The 20,936-nt window shown below is 28.9% G+C and carries 20 protein-coding genes and 1 pseudogene; 12 read left to right on the forward strand and 9 right to left on the reverse strand.

The genetic code is table 11. The annotated features are described in order from the left end of the window. Position 1: 1 nt before the first annotated feature. Genes L8X30_RS03895 through L8X30_RS03915 form a run of 5 tightly spaced genes read right to left on the reverse strand, consistent with a single transcriptional unit; the run spans position 2 to position 5,677 of the window. Entirely contained in the window at positions 2–1,102 is a 1,101-nt protein-coding gene (locus L8X30_RS03895) for a glycosyltransferase (RefSeq protein WP_263679098.1), read from the reverse strand. Position 1,103: 1 nt separating this feature from the next. After that, entirely contained in the window at positions 1,104–2,168 is a 1,065-nt protein-coding gene (locus L8X30_RS03900) for a glycosyltransferase (RefSeq protein WP_263679099.1), read from the reverse strand. Beyond that, positions 2,165–3,859, reverse strand: coding sequence for an ABC transporter ATP-binding protein (locus L8X30_RS03905; RefSeq protein WP_263679100.1), 1,695 nt, complete (start codon positions 3,857–3,859; stop codon positions 2,165–2,167). The genes L8X30_RS03900 and L8X30_RS03905 overlap by 4 nt, the downstream gene beginning before the upstream one ends. Next, positions 3,853–4,839, reverse strand: coding sequence for a UDP-glucose 4-epimerase GalE (gene galE / locus L8X30_RS03910; RefSeq protein ID WP_263679101.1), 987 nt, complete (start codon positions 4,837–4,839; stop codon positions 3,853–3,855). The genes L8X30_RS03905 and galE overlap by 7 nt, the downstream gene beginning before the upstream one ends. A gap of 58 nt (positions 4,840–4,897) precedes the next feature. After that, the gene (locus L8X30_RS03915; RefSeq protein ID WP_263679102.1) at positions 4,898–5,677 is read right to left on the reverse strand and encodes a 3'-5' exonuclease; all 780 of its coding nucleotides are present in this window, start codon (positions 5,675–5,677) and stop codon (positions 4,898–4,900) included. 66 nt (positions 5,678–5,743) lie between these two features. On the opposite strand from L8X30_RS03915, the gene waaC reads away from it, so the two are divergent. From waaC to L8X30_RS03935, 4 genes and pseudogenes are all read left to right on the forward strand, one after another. Beyond that, positions 5,744–6,763 carry a lipopolysaccharide heptosyltransferase I gene (gene waaC, locus L8X30_RS03920; RefSeq protein WP_263679103.1) on the forward strand — a complete coding sequence of 340 codons (1,020 nt, stop codon included), beginning with the start codon at positions 5,744–5,746 and terminating at the stop codon, positions 6,761–6,763. Further along, a complete protein-coding gene (locus L8X30_RS03925) occupies positions 6,760–7,632 on the forward strand; it encodes a lipid A biosynthesis lauroyl acyltransferase (RefSeq protein WP_263679104.1) in 873 nt (290 codons plus the stop codon). Before waaC ends, L8X30_RS03925 begins: the two co-directional genes overlap by 4 nt. Before the next feature lie 8 nt (positions 7,633–7,640). Next, positions 7,641–9,188 (forward strand): glycosyltransferase family 2 protein, encoded by a 1,548-nt coding sequence (locus L8X30_RS03930; RefSeq protein ID WP_263679105.1) that lies wholly within the window; start codon positions 7,641–7,643, stop codon positions 9,186–9,188. Positions 9,189–9,191: 3 nt separating this feature from the next. Beyond that, a pseudogene (locus L8X30_RS03935) lies at positions 9,192–10,362 on the forward strand (glycosyltransferase family 2 protein). On the opposite strand, the gene L8X30_RS03940 reads toward L8X30_RS03935, so the two are convergent. Continuing rightward, positions 10,349–11,344, reverse strand: coding sequence for a capsular polysaccharide synthesis protein (locus L8X30_RS03940; RefSeq protein ID WP_263679107.1), 996 nt, complete (start codon positions 11,342–11,344; stop codon positions 10,349–10,351). The pseudogene L8X30_RS03935 and the gene L8X30_RS03940 sit on opposite strands and share 14 nt — an antisense overlap. A gap of 55 nt (positions 11,345–11,399) precedes the next feature. On the opposite strand from L8X30_RS03940, the gene L8X30_RS03945 reads away from it, so the two are divergent. From L8X30_RS03945 to L8X30_RS03960, 4 genes are read left to right on the forward strand one after another with little or no spacing between them, the layout of a single operon-like run. Next, positions 11,400–12,323: an alpha-2,3-sialyltransferase gene (locus L8X30_RS03945; protein WP_263679109.1), complete on the forward strand. Its 924-nt coding sequence runs from the start codon at positions 11,400–11,402 to the stop codon at positions 12,321–12,323. Continuing rightward, positions 12,304–13,335 (forward strand): sialic acid synthase, encoded by a 1,032-nt coding sequence (gene neuB1, locus L8X30_RS03950; protein WP_263679111.1) that lies wholly within the window; start codon positions 12,304–12,306, stop codon positions 13,333–13,335. The genes L8X30_RS03945 and neuB1 overlap by 20 nt, the downstream gene beginning before the upstream one ends. After that, on the forward strand, positions 13,332–14,447 hold the full coding sequence (gene neuC, locus L8X30_RS03955) for a UDP-N-acetylglucosamine 2-epimerase (RefSeq protein ID WP_263679113.1): 1,116 nt from the start codon (positions 13,332–13,334) through the stop codon (positions 14,445–14,447). The genes neuB1 and neuC overlap by 4 nt, the downstream gene beginning before the upstream one ends. Continuing rightward, complete coding sequence (locus L8X30_RS03960; RefSeq protein ID WP_263679114.1) at positions 14,444–15,115, forward strand: cytidylyltransferase domain-containing protein; 672 nt, start codon at positions 14,444–14,446, stop codon at positions 15,113–15,115. Before neuC ends, L8X30_RS03960 begins: the two co-directional genes overlap by 4 nt. Here L8X30_RS03960 and L8X30_RS03965 read toward each other — a convergent pair. Next, positions 15,105–15,848 (reverse strand): glycosyltransferase family 25 protein, encoded by a 744-nt coding sequence (locus L8X30_RS03965; protein ID WP_263679115.1) that lies wholly within the window; start codon positions 15,846–15,848, stop codon positions 15,105–15,107. The genes L8X30_RS03960 and L8X30_RS03965 overlap by 11 nt on opposite strands. Next, on the reverse strand, positions 15,836–16,651 hold the full coding sequence (locus tag L8X30_RS03970) for a glycosyltransferase family 2 protein (protein WP_263679116.1): 816 nt from the start codon (positions 16,649–16,651) through the stop codon (positions 15,836–15,838). The genes L8X30_RS03965 and L8X30_RS03970 overlap by 13 nt, the downstream gene beginning before the upstream one ends. Before the next feature lie 53 nt (positions 16,652–16,704). Between L8X30_RS03970 and waaF the strand changes: the two genes are divergently transcribed. From waaF to L8X30_RS03990, 4 genes are all read left to right on the forward strand, one after another. Beyond that, a complete protein-coding gene (gene waaF / locus L8X30_RS03975; RefSeq protein WP_263679117.1) occupies positions 16,705–17,619 on the forward strand; it encodes a lipopolysaccharide heptosyltransferase II in 915 nt (304 codons plus the stop codon). Positions 17,620–17,711: 92 nt separating this feature from the next. Further along, complete coding sequence (locus L8X30_RS03980) at positions 17,712–18,014, forward strand: HU family DNA-binding protein (RefSeq protein ID WP_263679118.1); 303 nt, start codon at positions 17,712–17,714, stop codon at positions 18,012–18,014. Positions 18,015–18,109: 95 nt separating this feature from the next. Further along, positions 18,110–19,012, forward strand: a complete 903-nt coding sequence (gene cysK, locus L8X30_RS03985) for a cysteine synthase A (RefSeq protein WP_263679119.1) — start codon at positions 18,110–18,112, stop codon at positions 19,010–19,012. A gap of 12 nt (positions 19,013–19,024) precedes the next feature. After that, positions 19,025–20,410 (forward strand): replicative DNA helicase, encoded by a 1,386-nt coding sequence (locus L8X30_RS03990; protein WP_263679120.1) that lies wholly within the window; start codon positions 19,025–19,027, stop codon positions 20,408–20,410. On the opposite strand, the gene tpx is transcribed toward L8X30_RS03990, so the two are convergent. Next, positions 20,407–20,925: a thiol peroxidase gene (gene tpx, locus L8X30_RS03995; RefSeq protein ID WP_263679121.1), complete on the reverse strand. Its 519-nt coding sequence runs from the start codon at positions 20,923–20,925 to the stop codon at positions 20,407–20,409. The two genes, L8X30_RS03990 and tpx, sit on opposite strands and share 4 nt — an antisense overlap. Between the last annotated feature and the right edge of the window lie 11 nt (positions 20,926–20,936).

Below are 20,936 nucleotides of genomic sequence, written 5' to 3' on the forward strand. Positions count from 1 at the left end.
TTTATGCCTTGTTGAAAAATTCAAATAATTGCTTTGCTATGCTAATTTTATCAAATTCTTTTGCACGCAAAAAAGCCTTTTGTCTATACGAAGCTTTTAATGCCTCATCATTGCACATTTTCTCTAAGCCTTCTTGCATGGCTTTTTCATCATCTACTTTTACTAAAAGTCCAAACTCATCATCTAAAAATAGCTCCCTTGCGCCACTTTTATGATCAGTGCAAAGTACGGCAGTATTACAAGCTAGGCATTCGATTAAAACATTGGAAAAGCCTTCAAAACTTGAAGCAAAAGCAAAAAAGTCACATTTGCTCATGTATTTATAAGGATTTTTATCAAAACCTAGTAAAAAGACTTTATCTTTTAAATTTAAAGTTTCTATTAAAGCTAAAAGCTCATCTTTTAAAATGCCCTCGCCTAAAATGACTAATTTTAAATCAGTTTTAACTTTTGCATAAGCTCTTATAAGCATAGCATGATTTTTACCATGATCAAGCCTACCAACACTTAATATAAAAGGATCTTTAAAGTCTATTTTTTCTTTAGATTTTTCTATAATGTTTTCTAAATCTATGGCATTGTATAAAATATCGCATTTTTTAGCCTCTATATTGAAATTTTGTATTAAATCTTCTTTGTTTCCTATAGAATTTGCTAAGATTAAATCTGCTTTATTATAAAGTTTTTTAATAAGAAATTTATTAATAAAAGAATTTAGATTATTATGTTGATAAATCACACTTGGAGTGGTGCATTCATTGATAATAAGGGTTGATTTAAGTCCTAGAGATTTTGCCATTAACGCAATATAATTAGGTCTATTTAATAATACAAATTGTAAATTGATTTTTAAATCTTCACAAAGTTTTTTGTATTTTATAGCTAGCAAGGGTAGTTTTAAAAATTTAGCTAAGTTACTTTCACTTGGATTTGATTTTTCAAGATAGTGGATATTAACCTCAGGAATATCGTATGATATTTTGTCATTCATTAAAATCAAATGTACTTCATATTTTAAATTTAACACAGGTAATAGCGTAGATACAACCCTTTCAGCGCCACCACTTCCTAAAGAATAAATAAAAATTGCTAGTTTTTTCATTTTAAACCCTTACTTCTTTGATTAAATCAAGCCATTTTTGTGCTACATTGGCCACTTCATAATCTTTACATCGTTGCTGTGCATTAAGCGCTAGTGTTTTTCTTAAATTTTCATCTTGCATTAAAAGTGCGAGTTTTTCGCTTAAAGCTTTTTCATCATCTAAATCTACTAAAAATCCATCTTTTCCATCATCAATTAAATCTTTATGACCGCTTGTGTATTTAGTGCTAATGCGCGCTACTTGATAATATAAACTTTCAAGCAAAACCGTTGGCAAGCCTTCTATGAAAGAGCAAAGACAGATTGTTTTTGCTTTTTTATAAAGATCTTGCATATTTTCAACTTTACCTAGAAAATTAACTTTGATATTTAAATTCTTGGTTTCTTGTTCTAAATCTTGTCTTAATTCTCCATCGCCTGCTATGAAAAAGTTGTATTGTTTTTGTAAATTTGTATCTAGCCTTGCTATGGCTTTTAAAAACATAGAAGCATTTTTATTATGATCAAGTCTACCTACGAAAATGACATTATTTTCTTTTTCTAAATTTTCTTTAATAGGGCTAAAATGACAAGGATTTGGCATATTGATAACTTTTTTAACAAAATTTTCATAGTATTTTTTATCATCATTACTTAGCACGGTTAGAGCATTTGCATGAGGAAAACTTATACGGCGTAAAAATTTCCAAATTTTAGATTTTAAATAAGTATAAGAGCTATGCTCGCTAATGATTAAAGGTGTATTGGAGCCTTTATTTGCCCAAATACAAGCGATATTGGTAGTATCTAAAAATGAGATAAAAACATCACTTTTATGGTCTTTAAGTGCTTGTTTTAAGGCTTTGAATTTTTTAATGCGTGAGGCTATTTTATTATAAAGAGTGGAAAAGTCAAACTGCTCTAGGGTAAAAAGTTTGATTTTTGGATCAAGCTTGTAAAAAGAGTCTTCTTTATGGAATTTAATAATATTTATTTCATGATTTTTGCAAAGCTCATTAGCTAAAGTGACCAATACTCTTTCAGCACCACCTGAATTTAAAGTAGCTATGATGAAAGTGATTTTCATACTTGTTCCTTTAAATGCCCATGTTTTACTTCAAATACTCTATCACAACCTTGTATGGTTGAAAGCCTATGGGCTATGATGATGAGGGTTTTATCTTTTGAAATTTTATAGATTTCTTCCATGATTTTTGCTTCACTTTCTTGATCAAGAGCGCTAGTTGCTTCATCTAAAACTAAAATTTCAGGTTGTTGGTAAAGTGCTCTTGCTATGGCTATTCTTTGTCTTTGCCCCCCACTTAAAAACGAACCTGAATCGCCCACCTTAGTATGCACTCCATCTTCAAGTGAATTTACAAAGCTTTCAAGATTAGCTTGTTTGATTACCTTATGCAAAAGTGCTTCATCTATTTCTTCTCCAAAGCTAATATTTTTAGCAATAGAATCATTAAAAAGATAAATTTGCTGAGGTATGTAGCCAATTTTACTTCTAAAACTTTTTATATTGCTCTCATCAAGCTTAATTCCATCTACAAAAATAGCTCCATCACTTGGTTTTAAAAGTCCTATGATAAGATCAACTAAAGTGCTTTTACCACTTCCACTTTTACCTATAAAAGCGATTTTTTCATTTTTCTTAAGCTCAAAATTTAAATTTTTAAATAAATTTTTCTTGCCCTTATAAGCAAAGAAAAGATTTTTCAAAACGATTTTTTCTTTAAATTTAATATTATCATCGCCTAGTTTTTCTTCTTTTTCATTGAGCATATTATAAATAATATCTAAAGAGTTTTTATAATATGTGATTTCATTATAACTTGTGATGATACGATTAGCACTTGGCATAAGCCTATAAAGAGCTACTACGAAAATAGTAATGGTTGCTAAGATAGATGAGATATCACTTTCATATCTTAAAACTAAATACACCACAATAAAACAAAGCATACAAAAACCTATACCTTCAAGGTAAATTCTAGGAATGCTTGACATACTTTCATTGCTAATGTTTGCTTTGGCAAAAAGCCCACTTTGAATTTCATAAAGCTTTTGTGTGCTTTGTTCTTTGGTTTTGAGTTTGATGATTTTAAGATTGTTTAAATTTGCATTTAAAATTTCAAAATAATTTTTCATCGCCTCTTCTCTAGCTATAGAAGCTTTTTTTACCAAGGGTGAGAGAATTTTGATCAAAATAAAAGCATTTAAAAGTAAAAAAGCACTTAAAGCTAGGGTGATTTTATAGTTGATAATTAGCAATAAAGTATAAAGCAAAAACACCACAAAGCTTTCACTTAGCATAAGTAAAAAAGCGCTAATTAAAGTACTTAAATGAAAGACTTCTTGAGTGATGGTTTTTAAAAGTTCTGATTGATTTTTGTTAGTAAAATTTTCGTATTCAAGATGTAAGTATTTATCAAAAATACGACAAGCAAGGCTGTGATAACGCCCTTTAGAAAAACGCGCAAGCAAATGAAAATAAAAGGCATTCAAAAAGGCTCTAAAAATATAAAAGGCGATTAATATACAGCCAAAATAAGCAATAATCTTATAACTTGGCAAATTTAAATACTCATATATAGGTTGAAAATAGGAGCTTTTTTCTAAAAGCTCAAAATTACTCGCCACTGATACAAAAGGCATGATTAAAGAAATAGCAAAGCTTTCTATAAATCCTATAAAAATAGAAAAAATTAGTAAAGCAAATAAAAATTTCTTATCATGAGCATTGAGTATAAAAAAAAGTTTTTTTAACACTGTTTTTCCCACTCATAAGCACTTTTGCAGATTAATTCCAAATCATCATATTTTGGTTTCCAGTTGGTTAGGGTTTTGATTTTATCTGCATTTGAAATAAGCACAGAAGGATCCCCAGCTCTTTTTGGTGCAAGTTCTACTGTGAAATCCACCCCACTTACTTTTTTCATAGTTTCAATAACTTCTTTTACGCTAAAGCCATGTCCATAGCCTACATTGAAAATATTACTTTCATTGTTTTCTAGGTATTCTAAAGCGGCTAAATGCGCACTTGAAATATCATCAACATGGATAAAATCTCTAATACAAGTGCCATCTTTAGTATTATAATTATCGCCAAAAATATAAAGTTTTTCTCTTTTTCCTGTAGCTACTTCAGCAGCAACCTTGATAAGTAAAGTAGCTTTTGGATAGCGTTGACCTATAGGATAACTCATGCAAGCACCTGCTACATTGAAGTATCTTAAAATACAGTATTTAAATTCAGGATTAGCCATATTAGCATCTTGTAAGACTTTTTCACTCATTAGTTTGCTTTGTCCATATGGATTGATCGGTGTTAATGGACTTTGCTCATCTACAATAGGAGTTTGTGGTTCTCCATAAGTAGCTGCGGTTGAAGAAAAAATGAATTTCTTCACACCTGTTTCTAAACAAGTTTGGATTAGATTACTTGTGTTTGCAGTGTTGTTCATATAGTATTTTAAAGGATTTTCCATACTTTCAGGAACTTCAATGCTAGCTGCAAAATGCACAATTGCATCAAATTTTTCTTCTTTGAAAAGTTTTTTAATCCCAGCATAATCGCTTAAATCTTGCTCAAAAAACTTAAAAGGTCTGATTTTAGAAAGCTCATCTAAGCTTTTTTTGCTACCTTTTGAAAGATTATCTAATACGCAAATTTCATGATTTGTTTCTAGAAATTGTTTTAAGGTGTGAGAGCCTATGTATCCTGCGCCACCGGTGATTAAAATTTTCATTTTTATCCTTTTTGTGATGTTTAATAATAGTTATTTTAATATACTTTTCTTAATTAATTTAAAACTTGTTTTTTTCTTTTTCTATGGCTTCTAAAAATGGCTTTTGATAACTTTTTTCACTATGTTTTTGCAAAAGCTCTTCTTTGAAATTTTCTAAAATATTAAGATAATCTTCTTGGGTTAAATTGCCTTTGATGAGTTCGTATTTTAAAAATAGCATATAAGTGTTTAACACATCACTTTCACAGTATTCGTGAATTTTTTCTAATTTGTTTTGATAAAAAAGTTCTAATACTTCATTTCCATGCACATCAAACTTTCCAGGAAGTCCTGCCATAGCACAAAGTGTGTCAAGTCTTAAGCCTTTTTGACCAAAGCTTCCTAAAGATTCTAATAAATCACAATGTTTATTTTCTACAAATTTGCTTTTGTAGTTATCCCATTTATCTCTTGTGTCTAAATACGCACTTGCGTTGATATTGTATTTTAATGCTCTTATAACAAGCAAAGGCATGTCATAGCTTTTGCCATTAAAACTTACAAGGCGAGGTTGGTGTTTATCTATGAAGTTAAAAAACTCTTCTAGCATTTGTTTTTCATTTTCACCTTTGATTTTATTAACTTTGATGAAATTTCCAAATTTATCTGCAATCACTGCACAAATGCTTACAACTTTATGAAAAGGCAGGGGTAAAAATTCACTTCCGCTTTCTTCTTTTTGTCTTTCTAAAGTTTGCTTGCTAATGCTTAAATCATCGCCATTAAAATCATAAAGATGTTTGATCAATTCTACATCAGGAATGCTCTCGCAATCAAAAACGCAAATATATTCTTGCATGATAAACCTTTTTTTAAAAAAATCTTTGTTAAAATCATAACAGAAAATTTAAAAATAAAGTAGCATATGAAAATAGGTTTGGTTAAATTATCCGCACTTGGAGATATCATCCATGCGGTGATTGTTTTGCAATTTATTAAAAAGCATTATCCTAAGGCAAGTATTGATTGGTTTGTAGATGCAAGATTTGCAGGATTATTGCAAGATCATCCAATGATCAATGAAGTATATGCCCTACCTTTGAAAGACAGAAAATTCAAAGAAGTTTTTGCTATGCTTTTTGAAGCTAGGCAAAATAAATATGATGTTGTGATTGACTTGCAAGGCTTGATTAAATCTGCTTTGGTGAGTAAATTTTTATGTACTAATACTTTTGGTTTTGATCAAGAAAGTATCAAAGAGGGCTTTGCAAGCAATTTTTATACACATAAATTTGCATGTAATTATGAAGAAAATATTATCGTGCGTAATCTTTCTTTGGTAGCTTATGTGCTAAATGAGCATTTTGATCATAGCGACATAGAGTTAAAACAAAGTTGTTTTAGCGTAGATGATGAGTTAAAAGAAAGCTTAGAACAAAGGCTTTCTTTAAGTGAAAGTGCGCCAAATATACTCATACATGTAGGCTCATCTATGCCTAATAAAATTTACCCAAAAGAGCGTTTGATACTACTTTGTAGAATGCTTTTAGAGTATTTTACTAGTGCAAAAATCATGCTTGGTTGGGGCAATGTTAATGAGTTTAATTTTGCTAAAGATATAGTTTTAAATTTAAAACATTTGAAAATAGAACTTGCGCCAAAATTAAGCTTAAGTGAGCTTTGTGCTTTAACTAAGGTAAGTGATTTGATTATCGGAAATGATAGCGGACCTACTCATTTAGCCTTTGCACTAAACAAGCCTTCTATAACGATTTTTGGAGCTACTCCTAGTCAAAGAAATGCTTATGAAACAAATATTAATAAAACAATCAATGCAGGTAAAAAAATATTGCATTCAAAACATATAGATAAAAGTGATTTTTGCATACAAAATATCGATGAAAAAGATATTTTTAAACTAGCTTGTGAGCTTTTAGAAAAATGATAAATTATGTATATCTAAGCCTTTTTTATATATTAAAAACTCTTGTGAAGATTTTACCTTCAAAGCTTTTAAGCTCTTTTTCAAATTTGGTTGCTTTAATCACTTATAAGTTAAATCATAAACACCGCAAAATCATCGATATAAACTTAAAAATTTGCTTTCCTGAAAAAGATCAAAAATGGCGTGATGAAACTAGTCTTAATATCTATAAAAATTTTGCTAAATTTGGGATTGATTTTATCAAAAATCAAAATGCAAGCAAAGAAGAAATCATCAATAAAATTTGCTTTGATGATGAGGAGCAAATTTTAAATATAATGCAAAGTAAAAGACCCTTAATCGTAACTACGGCTCATTATGGCAATTGGGAGCTTTTGGCTTTATCTTTTGGGGCTAAATTTCAAGGAATCTCCATAGTTGGAAGAGCACTTGATAGTATGATAATGGATAAAATTTTAAGTAAAAATCGCACGCAATTTAACATAGAGCTTATAGAAAAAAAAGGTGGCCTTAAAAAAATGCTAAAAGCTTTAAAAGAAGGTAGATCGCTTGGAATTTTAACCGATCAAGATGCAGTAGATGGTGAAAGTATAAAAATACAGTATTTTAATCAGGAAGTAAATTTTATAGCAGGTGCAAGTGTGCTTGCTAAAAAAACACAAGCTATGATTTTACCTTGTTTTGTGTATCAAAAAGATGAGAAATTTTTTGTAAAAACTTTTAAGGCTTTAGACGCAAGTAAGGCAAGCATAGAAGAGCTTACTAAGTATCAAGCAAAGTGTTGTGAAGAGATGATTAAATTTAAACCTGATGAGTATTTTTTCTTTCATAAGAGATTTAAAAGATATAACCATGAGTTGTATTTATAGGATATAAAATGGATTTAAAGCAAATTAGTGTGATAGTGATTGTTAAAAATGCTCAAAAAACCTTAAAAGCTTGCTTGGAATCTTTACAAGAATTTGGCGAGATAGTTTTAATAGAAAATGATAGTAATGATGATACTTTGAAAATTGCTTATGAGTTTAGTAAAAGTTATAAAAATATCAAGATTTATCAGCATAAATTTATAGGTTTTGGACCTTTGAAAAATTTAGCCATAAGTTATGCTAGTAATGATTGGATTTTTAATATTGACGCAGATGAGCTTGCTAAGAAAGAATTTTTACAAGAATTAGGGCAAATTGAGCCTAATAAAGAAGATATCATAGCTTTGCCAAGAGAAAATTTATATAATGGAGAGTGGATTAAAGCTTGTGGGTGGTGGCCTGATTATGTAATGCGTGTGTTTAATAAAACCCATACCAATTTTAATGAAAATTTGGTACATGAGAGTTTGATTTTACATGAAGATAGCAAAAAGATTAAGTTGCAAAATGGTTTGAGGCATTTTGCTTTTGAAAATATCGATAGTTTGCTAGATAAGCTTCAAAAATACTCCAAGCTTTGGGCTTTGCAAAATTTACACAAAGAAAGTGGTGTTTGTAAGGCATTGCTAAGGGGAATTTGGACTTTTTTTAGAAATTATGTTTTGAAAAAAGGGATTTTTTATGGTTATAAAGGCTTTATCATAAGTGCTTGCAATGGTCTTGGAGCTTTTTTTAAATATATGAAATTGTATGAACTTAAAAAGCAAAAGCCAAAAACTTGTGCTTTAATCATCACAACCTATAATCAAAAAGAAAGGCTTGCTTTGGTGCTTGATAGCGTTAAAAACTTAGAGCCTTTACCAGATGAGGTTTTAATAGCTGATGATGGAAGCAAGGAAGATACGGCTAAGCTTATACAAGCTTATCAAAAGGATTTTCCTTGTAAGCTAGAGCATATTTGGCAAGAAGATGAGGGATTTAGACTAAGTGAGATTAGAAATAAAGCTATTAAAACTTCTAAAAGCGAATATATAATCGTTATAGATGGAGATATGATTTTAGAGAAAAACTTCATTAATGATCATTTGAAATTTGCACAAAGAAAAGTGTTTTTGCAAGGCTCTAGGGTAATTTTAAATGAAAGCGAAAGTAAAAAGCTTTTAGATAAAAATGATTTTAGTTTGGCATTTGACAAAAAGGGTTTTAAAAATCAAAGAAATATTTTTTTAGCTAAATGTATATATAAATTTTCAAGACTAACTAAGAAATTTTTTAAAAAATCACAACTCATTAAAGGTATAAGAGGTTGTAATATGAGCTTTTATAAAAGTGATTTTGAAGTCATTGAGGGTTTTAATGAAAAATTTATAGGTTGGGGTAGGGAAGATAGTGAGTTTGTAGCTAGATTTTTATTTAATGACGGAGCATTTAAAAGACTTAAATTTAACGCTCTAGCTTATCATATCTACCATGAAGAAAATAGCAAAAATATGCTTGAAATCAATCATCAAATTTATCTTGAAACTATAAAAAATAAAAAAACAACTTGGAGATAAAGCATGAAAAAAGTAGGTGTAGTAATCCCCATATATAATGTAGAAAAATATCTAAAAGAATGTTTAGATAGTGTAATCAATCAAACTTATACTAACTTAGAAATCATACTAGTAAATGATGGCAGTACAGATGAAAACTCACTTAATATTGCAAAAGAATATACTCTAAAAGATAAAAGAATAACTCTTTTTGATAAAAAAAATGGTGGCCTAAGTAGTGCTAGAAATGTAGGTATAGATTTTTTTTATGGTGAATATGTAACACAATATATTGAAGATGAAAATGAATTAAATATTTTTAAGATTGTTGGCGATAATCCACAAAATATTTATAAAATTTATAAGTACAAAAATGCTTTAGCAAGTGATAAGCTAGAAATTTCAAAGATTGATTATATTATCTTTTTAGATTCTGATAATTATTGGGAGTTAAACTGCATAGAAGAGTGTGTTGTAAGAATGCAAAATGTAGATGTATTATGGTTTGATCATGCTTGTATTTATGATGATGGTATAGAAGATAAGGGTCAAAAGACAAGGATGAATGTATTTAATTTTACTCAAGAATGCACTATCACTCCAAGAGACTATGCTAAACAGGCTATAAAAGTAGGTTCTAGGGATATTTCGTTTAGCTGGGGTGGTATGATAGATTTTTCATTTTTAAAACAACTAAAACTTAAATTTATCAACAAAATCATCAATGAAGATATTCATTTTGGCATGGTTTTGTTTGCGAGTGCTAATAGTATCTATATTTTACCAGAAAGATTGTACCTATGTCGTTTGAGAGCAAATAGCATATCAAATCATGATAGGAAAATTACAAAAGCAAATGTATCAGATTACTTTAAAGATCTATATGAATTTTTTGGAGAAAATGCTAAAGAGGCAAAAAACTATTTAAAAGCAGCAAGTAGGATGATAACAGCTTTAGAATTAATAGAATTTTTTAAAGATCAAAAAAGTGAAAATGCATTGGCTATAAAAGAGACATTTTTGCCTTTTTATGTAAAAAAAGCTTTGATGATTAAAAAATTTAAAAAAGATCCTTTAAATTTAAAGGAAAAATTACCTATAATAAAACCTTTTATCCAAACAAAAATTCCTTATGATCTTTGGAAAATTTGGCAAAAAATAAAAAGTATTTTTAGATAAAATCAACTTTGCATGATGATTTTATCTATCATTGAATCTTTTTTTATAGATTTAAAATGCGTGAGTTTGTGTAAAAAACTTTGTTTTTGAATTTCTTCCCAAAGAGTTGAATTAAATTTTTCTTTGGCGCTAAATTGTAATAAATGGCATTCTATATCGCTCATGTTTTTATAGATATCATTTACAAAGCTATGTTCTTTTAAAAGTTCAAAGATAATTTGAAAAGTAAAATAATAAAAGTTATTAGAATTTTTCTCATTTGACCAATAGTATATAAGTATATCTTTCATGGCTTGGATATTTTTATGATGAGATTTTGAGATTATAAAACTATTTAGTATTTTAACCTTAAAATCATCATTCCAATTAAAATATCCATAAGAAAAATATCCACTTTTGGTAAATTTCTTCAATTTTTCTTTGCAAGGTTTTGTTTTTGATCTTTCAAAGGCAAAAAAATCTTTATTACAAAGTTCACTAGGAATTTTAGAGCTTAAAAATATACTTGCATCACACCATATACCACCATAAGTTGCAAGCAAGCATACTCTTAAAAGATCTGAAAAAAAAGTTATAGTTTTTTCTCCAAAAAAATTATTTTCTAATTTTTCTATAACAAATGGTGGAAAATCAAGGTAATCTTTTATATTATCTTTATCTAAAATGATGATTGTGTAGTCATCTTTCATTTGACTTTGCACTGAATTGAAACATTGTTGTATCATAGGTGAGGCTTGATTTTTACCTTGATACCAAAATTGCCAAATGATTTTATCGTTTATAAAATGATGTTTTTTTTCAAAATCAAAATGAGGAATTTTCTCTTCTAAAAAAGGATTGACATAGTTGTTTGAAAGATAACTAGCTACTTTAAGGTGTTCTAGTTTATACTGGATATGATTTCTTAATTTTCTTCTTGCTGATTTTATGGGTATAAATGAGCTTAATTTTTTTGTTAAATTATTATAAAATAAAGGGCTATTTTGTTGTATTTGCATATATATTCCTAAAAAGTTTTTTGATATAATATCTAAAAATAATAGATTAAGGAATATGTTAATGAATGGAAATTCAAGAAGTGCCATTATAGCTGGCAATGGTCCTAGCTTAAGTAAAATAGATTATAAACGGATACCAAAAGATTTTGATGTCTTTAGGACAAATCAATTTTATTTTGAAAAAAAATATTATCTTGGAAATAAAATTAAATATGCATTCGCAAACCCCGGTTTATTTTTAGAGCAATATTATACTTTAAATGTTTTAAAAAATAAAAATGAATATAATATTGATAATATATTTTGCGCAACATTTAATTTGGATCATATGGTGAATAAAATTTTTATAGATAAATTCAGCGATTATTTTCCTGGAGCAATACTTGCATATGATTTAATTAGGAACTTGCATAAGTTTCACGAATTTATTAAATTTAATGAAATTTATAATGATAGAAGAATAACCTCTGGCATTTATATGTGTGCTATTGCCATAGCTTTAAACTATAAAGAATTGTATTTAACGGGTATTGATTTTTACGATGAGGCCCTACAGGAATATGCTTTTGAGAGCAAGAAGCAAAATATTATCGAATTGGCACCAGCATTTAATATGAAAAATTCAAAATACAATAAACACAGTAGAGATATGGATTTAGAAGCTTTGGATTTTTTGCAAAAAAATTATGATGTAAAAATATATTCTCTAAATCCAGATTCCATTTTGAGCCAATATATTGATATTGCGCCAAATATTGATAATATTTTCATATTAAGTGAAAAGCCAAAGGATTTTATTGATGATATATTAATTCCAAATTTTAGTGCTTATCATTATGCGGAAATTGCTAAGATAAGACAAGGTAAAAATGAGAGAATTTTTAGTAATTTTTATTATAAACTAATAAGAGACTTTGTAAAACTTCCAAGTGACATAAAATATTACTTAAAGGAAAAATATGCAAATAAAAATAGATAAGTTAGCTATTTCTCAGAAAAATCCTTTGATAATCCCTGAAATAGGTATAAATCATAATGGTAGTTTAGAGATAGCAAAACTTATGGTAGATGCAGCCAAAAGAGCAGGAGCTAAGATAATAAAACACCAAACTCATATAGTCGAAGATGAAATGAGCCAAGAAGCTAAAAATGTTATACCAGGTAATGCAAATATTAGCATTTACGAGATTATGGAGCAATGTGCATTAAACTATAAAGAAGAACTAGCTTTAAAAGAGTATGCAGAAAAGCAAGACTTGGTGTATCTTAGCACCCCATTTAGCAGAGCTGCTGCAGATCGTTTAGAAGATATGGGTGTAAGTGCTTATAAAATAGGCTCGGGTGAATGCAATAATTATCCTTTAATAAAACATATAGCACAATTTAAAAAACCTATGATTATAAGCACCGGAATGAATAGTATAGAAAGCATAAAACCCACAGTTAAAATACTTAGAGATTATGAAATACCTTTTGTTTTACTTCATACTACAAATTTATATCCCACTCCATCGCACTTAGTAAGATTACAAGCTATGTTAGAACTATATAAAGAATTTAATTGTCTTTATGGACTCAGTGATCACACTACAAATAATCTTGCATGTATAGGTGCAATAGCTCTTGGAGCAAGTGTACTAGAAAGACACTTTACAGATACCATGGATAGAAAAGGCCCTGATATAGTTTGCTCTATGGATGAAAGTGCCTTAAAAGATCTTATAAATCAAACACAAGAAATGGTGCTTTTAAGGGGTGTTAATAATAAAAATCCTTTAAAAGAAGAGCAAGTAACCATTGATTTTGCATTTGCTAGTGTAGTAAGTATTAAAGATATAAAAAAGGGTGAAGTTTTATCTATGGATAATATTTGGGTAAAAAGACCTTCAAAAGGTGGTATAAGTGCAAAGGATTTTGAAGCTATACTTGGAAAAAGAGCAAAAAAAGATATAAAAAATAATATACAACTAACTTGGGATGATTTTGAATGAAAAAAATAGTTTTTGTTAGCGGAACTAGAGCTGATTTTTCTAAAATAAAATCACTAATGATGAAAGTTGAAAATTCAAATGAATTTGAATTATTTATATTTGTAACTGGTATGCATATGAGTAAAAAATTTGGTTCTACTTATATGGAAATAGAAAAATGTGGTTTTAAAAATATATATAAATATATAAATCATGACAAGTATTATCAAATGGATAAAGCTTTATCATCAACAATAGATGGTTTTTCTAAATTTATACATGAGATAGAGCCTGATTTGATAGTAGTGCATGGTGATAGAGTAGAGCCTTTGGCTGCTGCTATAGTAGGAAGTTTAAATAATATCTTAGTGGCGCATATAGAAGGTGGAGAGCTTTCAGGAACTATAGATGAGAGTTTAAGACACGCTATTAGCAAATTAGCACATATTCATTTAGTAAATGATGAAATAGCAAAAAAAAGATTAATGCAAATGGGCGAAGATGAGAAATCTATTTTTGCTATAGGTTCTCCTGATTTGGAATTGCTAAATAACACTATACCTTTAGATGAAGTAAAAAAATATTATGATATAAAATTTAAAAATTATGCCATAGCTATATTTCATCCAGTTACAACCGAAATAAACTCTTTGTATAAACAAAGTGAAGAATTTACAAATGCTCTTATAAAAAGTGAGAAAAATTATATAGTTATTTATCCAAATAACGATTTAGGATTTGAATTAATTTTGCAAAATTATGAAAAACTTAAAAATAACGAAAGATTTAAAATTTTTCCTTCTTTAAGATTTGAGTATTTTATAAGTTTGTTAAAAAATTCCAATTTTATCATAGGAAATTCAAGTTGTATAATAAAAGAAGCTTTATATCTTAATGTGAATGGAATTTTAGTTGGTTCAAGACAAGATGGTAGAACTGATATTAATAAAACAATAAAAGTAAATGCAGAGGAAAAAGATATATTAGAAGCGATTTTAAATACTAGCAAATGCACTAATATTACAAATAAAAGACTAGAAATTTTAAATAGTTCTGAGCAATTTTATGAATTATTAAAAAATAACACTTTGTTTGCTATAAACAAACAAAAAATATTCATGGATAAAAAATGACTTTAGCTATAATACCTGCTCGAGCTGGTTCAAAAGGTATAAAAAATAAAAATTTAACTCTTTTATACAATAAGCCTTTGTTATATTATACTATCAATGCGGCAAAAAATTCAAAGTATGTAGATAAAATTGTTTTAAGTAGCGATGGTGATAATATCTTAGAATATGGACAAACTCAAGGTGTAGATGTGTTAAAAAGACCTAAAGAATTATCACTAGATGATACAACTAGTGATAAGGTTGTATTGCATACCTTGAGTTTTTATAAAGATTATGAAAATATTGTTTTATTACAACCCACTTCTCCTTTAAGGACAAATGTACATATAGATGAAGCTTTTTTAAAATTTAAAAATGAAAACTCAAATGCATTAATAAGTGTTGTAGAATGTGATAATAAAATTTTAAAAGCTTTTATAGATGATAATGGTAACTTAAAAGGAATTTGCAATAACAAATATCCATTTATGCCTAGGCAAAAATTACCAGAAACTTATATGAGTAATGGTGCAATTTATATAGTAAAGTCAAATTTATTTTTAAATAATCCAACTTTTCTACAAGAAAAAACAAGTTGCTATATAATGGACGAAAAAGCTAGTTTGGATATAGACAATCTTGAAGATTTAAATAAAGCTGAAAGAATTATCAAAGGTTTTATTGTTTAAGATGTTTTTTATTATATGTAAATTTTAAAATCGAAAAATAAAATCTTATAATTTCTCTTATAATTTTAGAAAGTACGTTAAGTTTCTTTTTTCTTTGTGTTATGGTAGTTTCCATATGATTTAAGTCAAGTAAGAATGGTTTATAGATGATGTTTTGTATTTTATTATAATAATACATATCCATATAATCATCTACGGGCTTAAACCAATATTTTGCCTTTTTGATAAACTTTTTTGCAGCATTTGGGTGTATAAAATAACCTTGCGTGCCACCAATGTTCTCGTAACTTATGTAAAAATTGTTATTTAAATGGTGTATTTTTTTATCAAAAAGGTAATAAAATCTTATGTATTCGTAATTGCTACTTAGTAGTTTTTCAATGATGTTTGAGTTGTTTAAAAATTCATCACTAAAAACAACATCATCTTCTAAAATGATGATAGATCTATTAAGTTCTTGGCATTTTTTCCATAAACTATAATGGGATGCAAAGCATGATTTTTCACTATCACTAAGTTCACGTCCAAGTACAAATTGACACCACCATGTGAAGTGACTTTTAAACTGCAAATGCTCATTTTTAGAACCATCGATGGCTTTAAAAAATTCAAATTCTAGTTGATTTTTTAAAGCCGGATTGTATGTGAAGAGTTTTTGAATCTGTTCTTGCATAAATTTTTTTCTATCTTCTGAGCATTCTAGATTGATGATAAAAACTTTTACTTTTTCCAAACTCTACCCTCTAGTCCTAAAATTTCTTTCTCTAAAACTTCTAATATTTTTTCATTAAAATGCTTATATGGAAAAATATTAGCTGATTTTTTAATGTGTTTTAAATTTTGCTTTTTATGCTCGTAATTTTGCCATAAAATTTCTTTATTTTTGTTTTCATATCTACCATTTTCATTAAATTCATAGTGGTATATACATTCTTGCGATATAAAAAAACTCTCACTTAGCATAAAATTTATATAATTAAAAAGCACATCCTCTCCATAGCAAAGCCTTTCTTTAAAATCAACATATTCAGAACTTTTTAAAATCAAATTTTTCCTATATACTTTTGCCCAAACACTCCAGCAAAAATGTTTTTGTCTGAGTAAAAATTCCAAAAATTCATCTTTATTAAAAAGCTCATCTTGTTTAAATCTATAAAATTTCTTAAATTTCACTCTATGGACATATGCATCAAACACTACTATATCTACATTTTTGATTTTTTCAAGCCCAAGCTCACAAGCATTAAGTTCTAAATAATCATCAGGATCTAAAAACATTATAAAATCTGATTTTGCATTTAATACACCTATATTTCTACTAGCAAAAGTTCCTAAATTCTCTTCATTATATATGATTTTTATTCTATCATCTTTACTAGCATATTCTTTAGCTATATCTATACTTTTATCATTACCACAGTCATCTACCACAATGATTTCTACATCTTTAAAAGTTTGGTTTATACAACTTTCTAATGCTCTAGCAATATATTTTTCTACATTATAAGTTGGTAGTATGATGGAAATTTGACTCATTTTAGCTCTTTATTTTTTTGGTATAATTATAGCTTTTATTTTTAAGGAAAATCATGAATATTTTTATCAACCTTCCTACTTGGCTTGGCGATGCAGTGATGGCTAGTGTAGCTATTTATGCTATAAAAGAAAAATACCCTCAAGCTAAATTTACTTTTTATGGTTCTTTTGTGAGTACAGAGCTTTTTAAACGCTTTGAAAATGCTCAAGTCTTAGTAGAAAATAAAAAGCAAAGATATAAACAAATTTTACAAGCTAGAAAAAACCTTGGTAAATTTGATCTAGCTTTTTCGTTTCGCTCGGCATTTTCAAGCAAGATCATTTTAAATCTAATCAAAGCAAAAAAAAGGTTTTATTTTGATAAAAATATTCTAAAAGAAGAACATCAAGTCTTAAAATACTTAAATTTCATAGAAAAAGCCTTAAATTTTAAAGCTGCTTCAAATGCTTTAAAACTCTCTATAAAAGCAAAATCAACTCAAAAAATTTTAGGTATAAACCCAGGTGCACATTTTGGAAGTGCGAAAAGATGGGAAGCGAGCTATTTTGCAAGGGTGGCAAAAGAATTTAGCTCCACTCACCAAATTTTAATCTTTGGGGTAGAAAGTGAGAGAGAAATTTGTGATGAAATTGAACATTTTCTTTTAAAAGAAGGCATAAGGGCAAAAAATCTTTGTGGTAAAACTAGTATTTATACTTTATGTAAAAATATTTCTATGCTTGATTTGCTCATTACAAACGATAGTGGTCCTATGCATATAGGTGCAGCTTATGGGGTGAAAACGGTGGCTGTTTTTGGCTCTACTAAATTTAGTCAAACCTCGCCTTGGCAAGAAAATGCTAAAATAGCACATTTAAATTTAGCTTGTATGCCTTGTATGCAAAAGGTTTGCCCTTTAAAACACCACAAATGTATGAAAGATTTAAAGCCTGAAGTGGTAATAAATTTAGCAAAAACATTTTTTTAACATATTTTTCTTTGTGATTTGGGTTTAAACCTCTTGCAAAAGCTTGATAAATGTGTTAAACTTAACAATCATTTTTAATCAAGGAGCTTTTTATGACTAAAGCAGATTTTATTTCTCAAGTTGCTCAAATTGCTGGGCTAACTAAAAAAGATGCAACTGCAGCTACTGATGCAGTAATCGCTACTATTACTGATGTATTAGCTAAAGGTGATAGCATTAGCTTTATCGGTTTTGGTACATTTTCTGTAGCTGAAAGAGCTGCTAGAGAAGCTAGAGTGCCAAGCACTGGTGCTACTATCAAAGTACCTGCTACTAAAGTTGCTAAATTTAAAGTAGGTAAAAACCTTAAAGACGCAGTTGCTGCTGCTAAAACTGCTAAAAAAGCTAAAAAATAATTCTTTGCGCAAAAGTTTCTAGCTTTTGCGTTTTTCTTCGTAGATTAAGTATTAATTTTCTTTTGATATTGTTTTAAAAAATTAGAAGGAAAACAATGTCAGTTTATAATAATATTTTAGATTGCATAGGTAATACCCCGATTATTTCTTTAAAAGAATTTGCTCCAAATCTTTATGCTAAATGTGAGTATTTTAATCCAAGTCATTCTATAAAAGATAGAGCGGCTGTGGAGATGATAAAACAAGCTTTAAATGAAGGTAAAATCAATCAAGAAACAACCATTATAGAAGCCACAAGTGGAAATACCGGCATAGCTTTAGCAATGATTTGTGCAAGCTTAAAGCTTAAACTTATCATCGCTATGCCTGAGTCTATGAGTATTGAGCGTAGAAAAATGATGAGTTTTTTTGGTGCAAAGTTAGAGCTTACTCAAGGAAGTAAAGGCATGCAAGGAGCGCTTGATAGAGCTAATGAGCTTTTGAGTGAAATTCCAAATTCATTTATGGTAAGTCAATTTGAAAATATCAACAACAAAAACGCACATAGAAAAAATACTGCTTTAGAAATTTTAAAAGCTTTACCAGATCTTGGTGTTTTTTTAGCAGGTTTTGGTACAGGAGGGACTATTAGCGGAGTAGGAGAAATTTTAAAAGAACACAATCCTAATATCAAAATCATAGCCTTAGAACCCGCATCTTCGCCACTTTTGAGCCAAAATACCGCTGCAAGCCATAAAATTCAAGGTATAGGTGCAAATTTTATCCCTAAAATTTTAAATCAAAAAATTATAGATGAGATAGTTTGTGTAAGCAATGAAGATGCTATAAATACAGCCTTAGAGCTTGGTAAAAATGGCATAATGGCAGGAATTTCAAGTGGGGCAAATGTATATATGGCTAGAAAAATTGCTTTAGAAAACCCTGATAAAAAAGTCTTGACTATGTTAAATGATACAGCTGAGCGATATTTATCAACTGATTTATTTGCAAATTTATAATTTGGAGTGCGTATGAGTCAAAATAATGAGCATTTTGATTTAGATCTTGAAAGGGCGATTTTAAGTTCTTGTATATATAGTGAGGATTCTTTTTTTAGTATTTCTTCAGATATTGAGATTAATGATTTTTCACTCAAAGCTCATCAAGATATTTATAAAGCTATTTTAGCTTGTGTGAATACAGGCGAGCCTATAAGTGCAAGTTTTATAAGAAAACACAAAAAAATAGATGAGCAAATTTTAGCTGAAGTTTTAGCCACTACCTCCATAGCAGATGTGAGTAAATACGCTTATGAGTTAAGAGAAAAATCCATTAGACGCCAACTTTTAAATTTTGCTTATACTATACCTACAAGGGTTAATGAAGATAAAAGCATTTCTCAAATTTCAGATGAAATAGGCAAAGAGATTTTTAATCTTACAAACCGTGTAAATAGTAATAGTATTAAAGATATGACTATGGTGATGTCTGAGCTTATGGATGAGTTTAAAAAGCAAAAAGAAGCTGAAAACAAAGACATTTTGGGGCTTGATACAGGCTTTAGCGAGCTTAATAAAATGACAAAAGGCTTTAAACCTGGCGATCTTGTAATCATTGCTGCACGCCCAGGTATGGGAAAAACTACAATTTGTCTTAATTTTATAGAAAAAACACTAAGACAAAATAAAGGCGTTGTGATGTTTTCACTAGAAATGCCTGCTACACAAATCATGCAAAGATTAATCAGTGCAAAAACTTCCATTCCTTTGCAAAAAATTCTAATCGCAGATTTAAACGATGATGAGTGGAGTAGGGTGGGTGATGCTTGTAATGAATATGCACAAAAAAATCTTTATATTTATGATAGTGGTTATGCTAGTATAGCTGATATTCGTTCGATTTTACGCAAAATTAAAGCCCAAGATGAAAGTATTGAGCTTTGTGTGGTAGATTATATCGGTCTTATGATGAGTAACTCAGCTTTTAATGATAGGCATTTGCAAGTGAGTGAAATTTCAAGAGGTTTGAAGCTTTTAGCAAGAGAATTAAATATGCCAGTAGTGGCACTCTCACAGCTTAATCGTTCATTAGAAAGTAGAGCAAATAAACGTCCTATGCTTAGTGATTTAAGAGAAAGTGGTGCTATAGAACAAGATGCAGATACGATTTTATTTGTATATAGAGATGAAGTTTATAGAGAGCAAGAAGAAAAAGAAAGAGAAAATAAAGCTAAAAATGAAGGCAAAACTTATGAGAGAAAATTTATGCCAAATTCTGTGCAAGAAAAGGCTGAGCTCATTATAGGTAAAAATAGAAATGGCCCTGTAGGGCATGTGGATTTGCTTTTTTTAAAAGAAAAATCATGCTTTATTGAAGCTCCAAAAGAAGATTTTGTGGTTACAAACTTTGAAGGTTAATTCAAAGGGTAACCATAATTTCTATGCATAAAAAGTTCTAAATCTTTAAAATCGATTTTTCCCATCAGCTCTTTTACAAGCTGTTTGTATACTATTTTTCCATCTTTAACTACAAAAGCTGCTCTTGCTAATAATCCTGCAAATATACTATCATTTATTAATACCCCATAGTTTATGCCGAAATCTTTAAAGGCAAAATCACTTGCGGTTATAATATTATCAATCCCTTCAGTAGCACAAAAACGATCCATAGCAAAAGGTAAATCCATACTAACAATAATAACTTCAATATTTTTCATAGAAGCTAGTCTTTTATTGGTTTCTTTGGCTTGCTTTGAGCATACTGGTGTATCCAAGCTAGGTAGAGTTAATAAAATTTGAGTTTTCCCAGGTGGTGCTATTTCTACTGGGGCAAGATTTTTGGTTCTTAGGACCACCCTTGGAGCATTATCGCCAACTTCTAGTTCAATTCCTGCAAGTTCTATAATTTGACCTTTATATGTAATGCTTGACATAATTTCCCTTT

The organism is Campylobacter sp. CNRCH_2015_0338h, from assembly GCF_025772785.1.
Classification (GTDB): Bacteria; Campylobacterota; Campylobacteria; order Campylobacterales; family Campylobacteraceae; genus Campylobacter_D.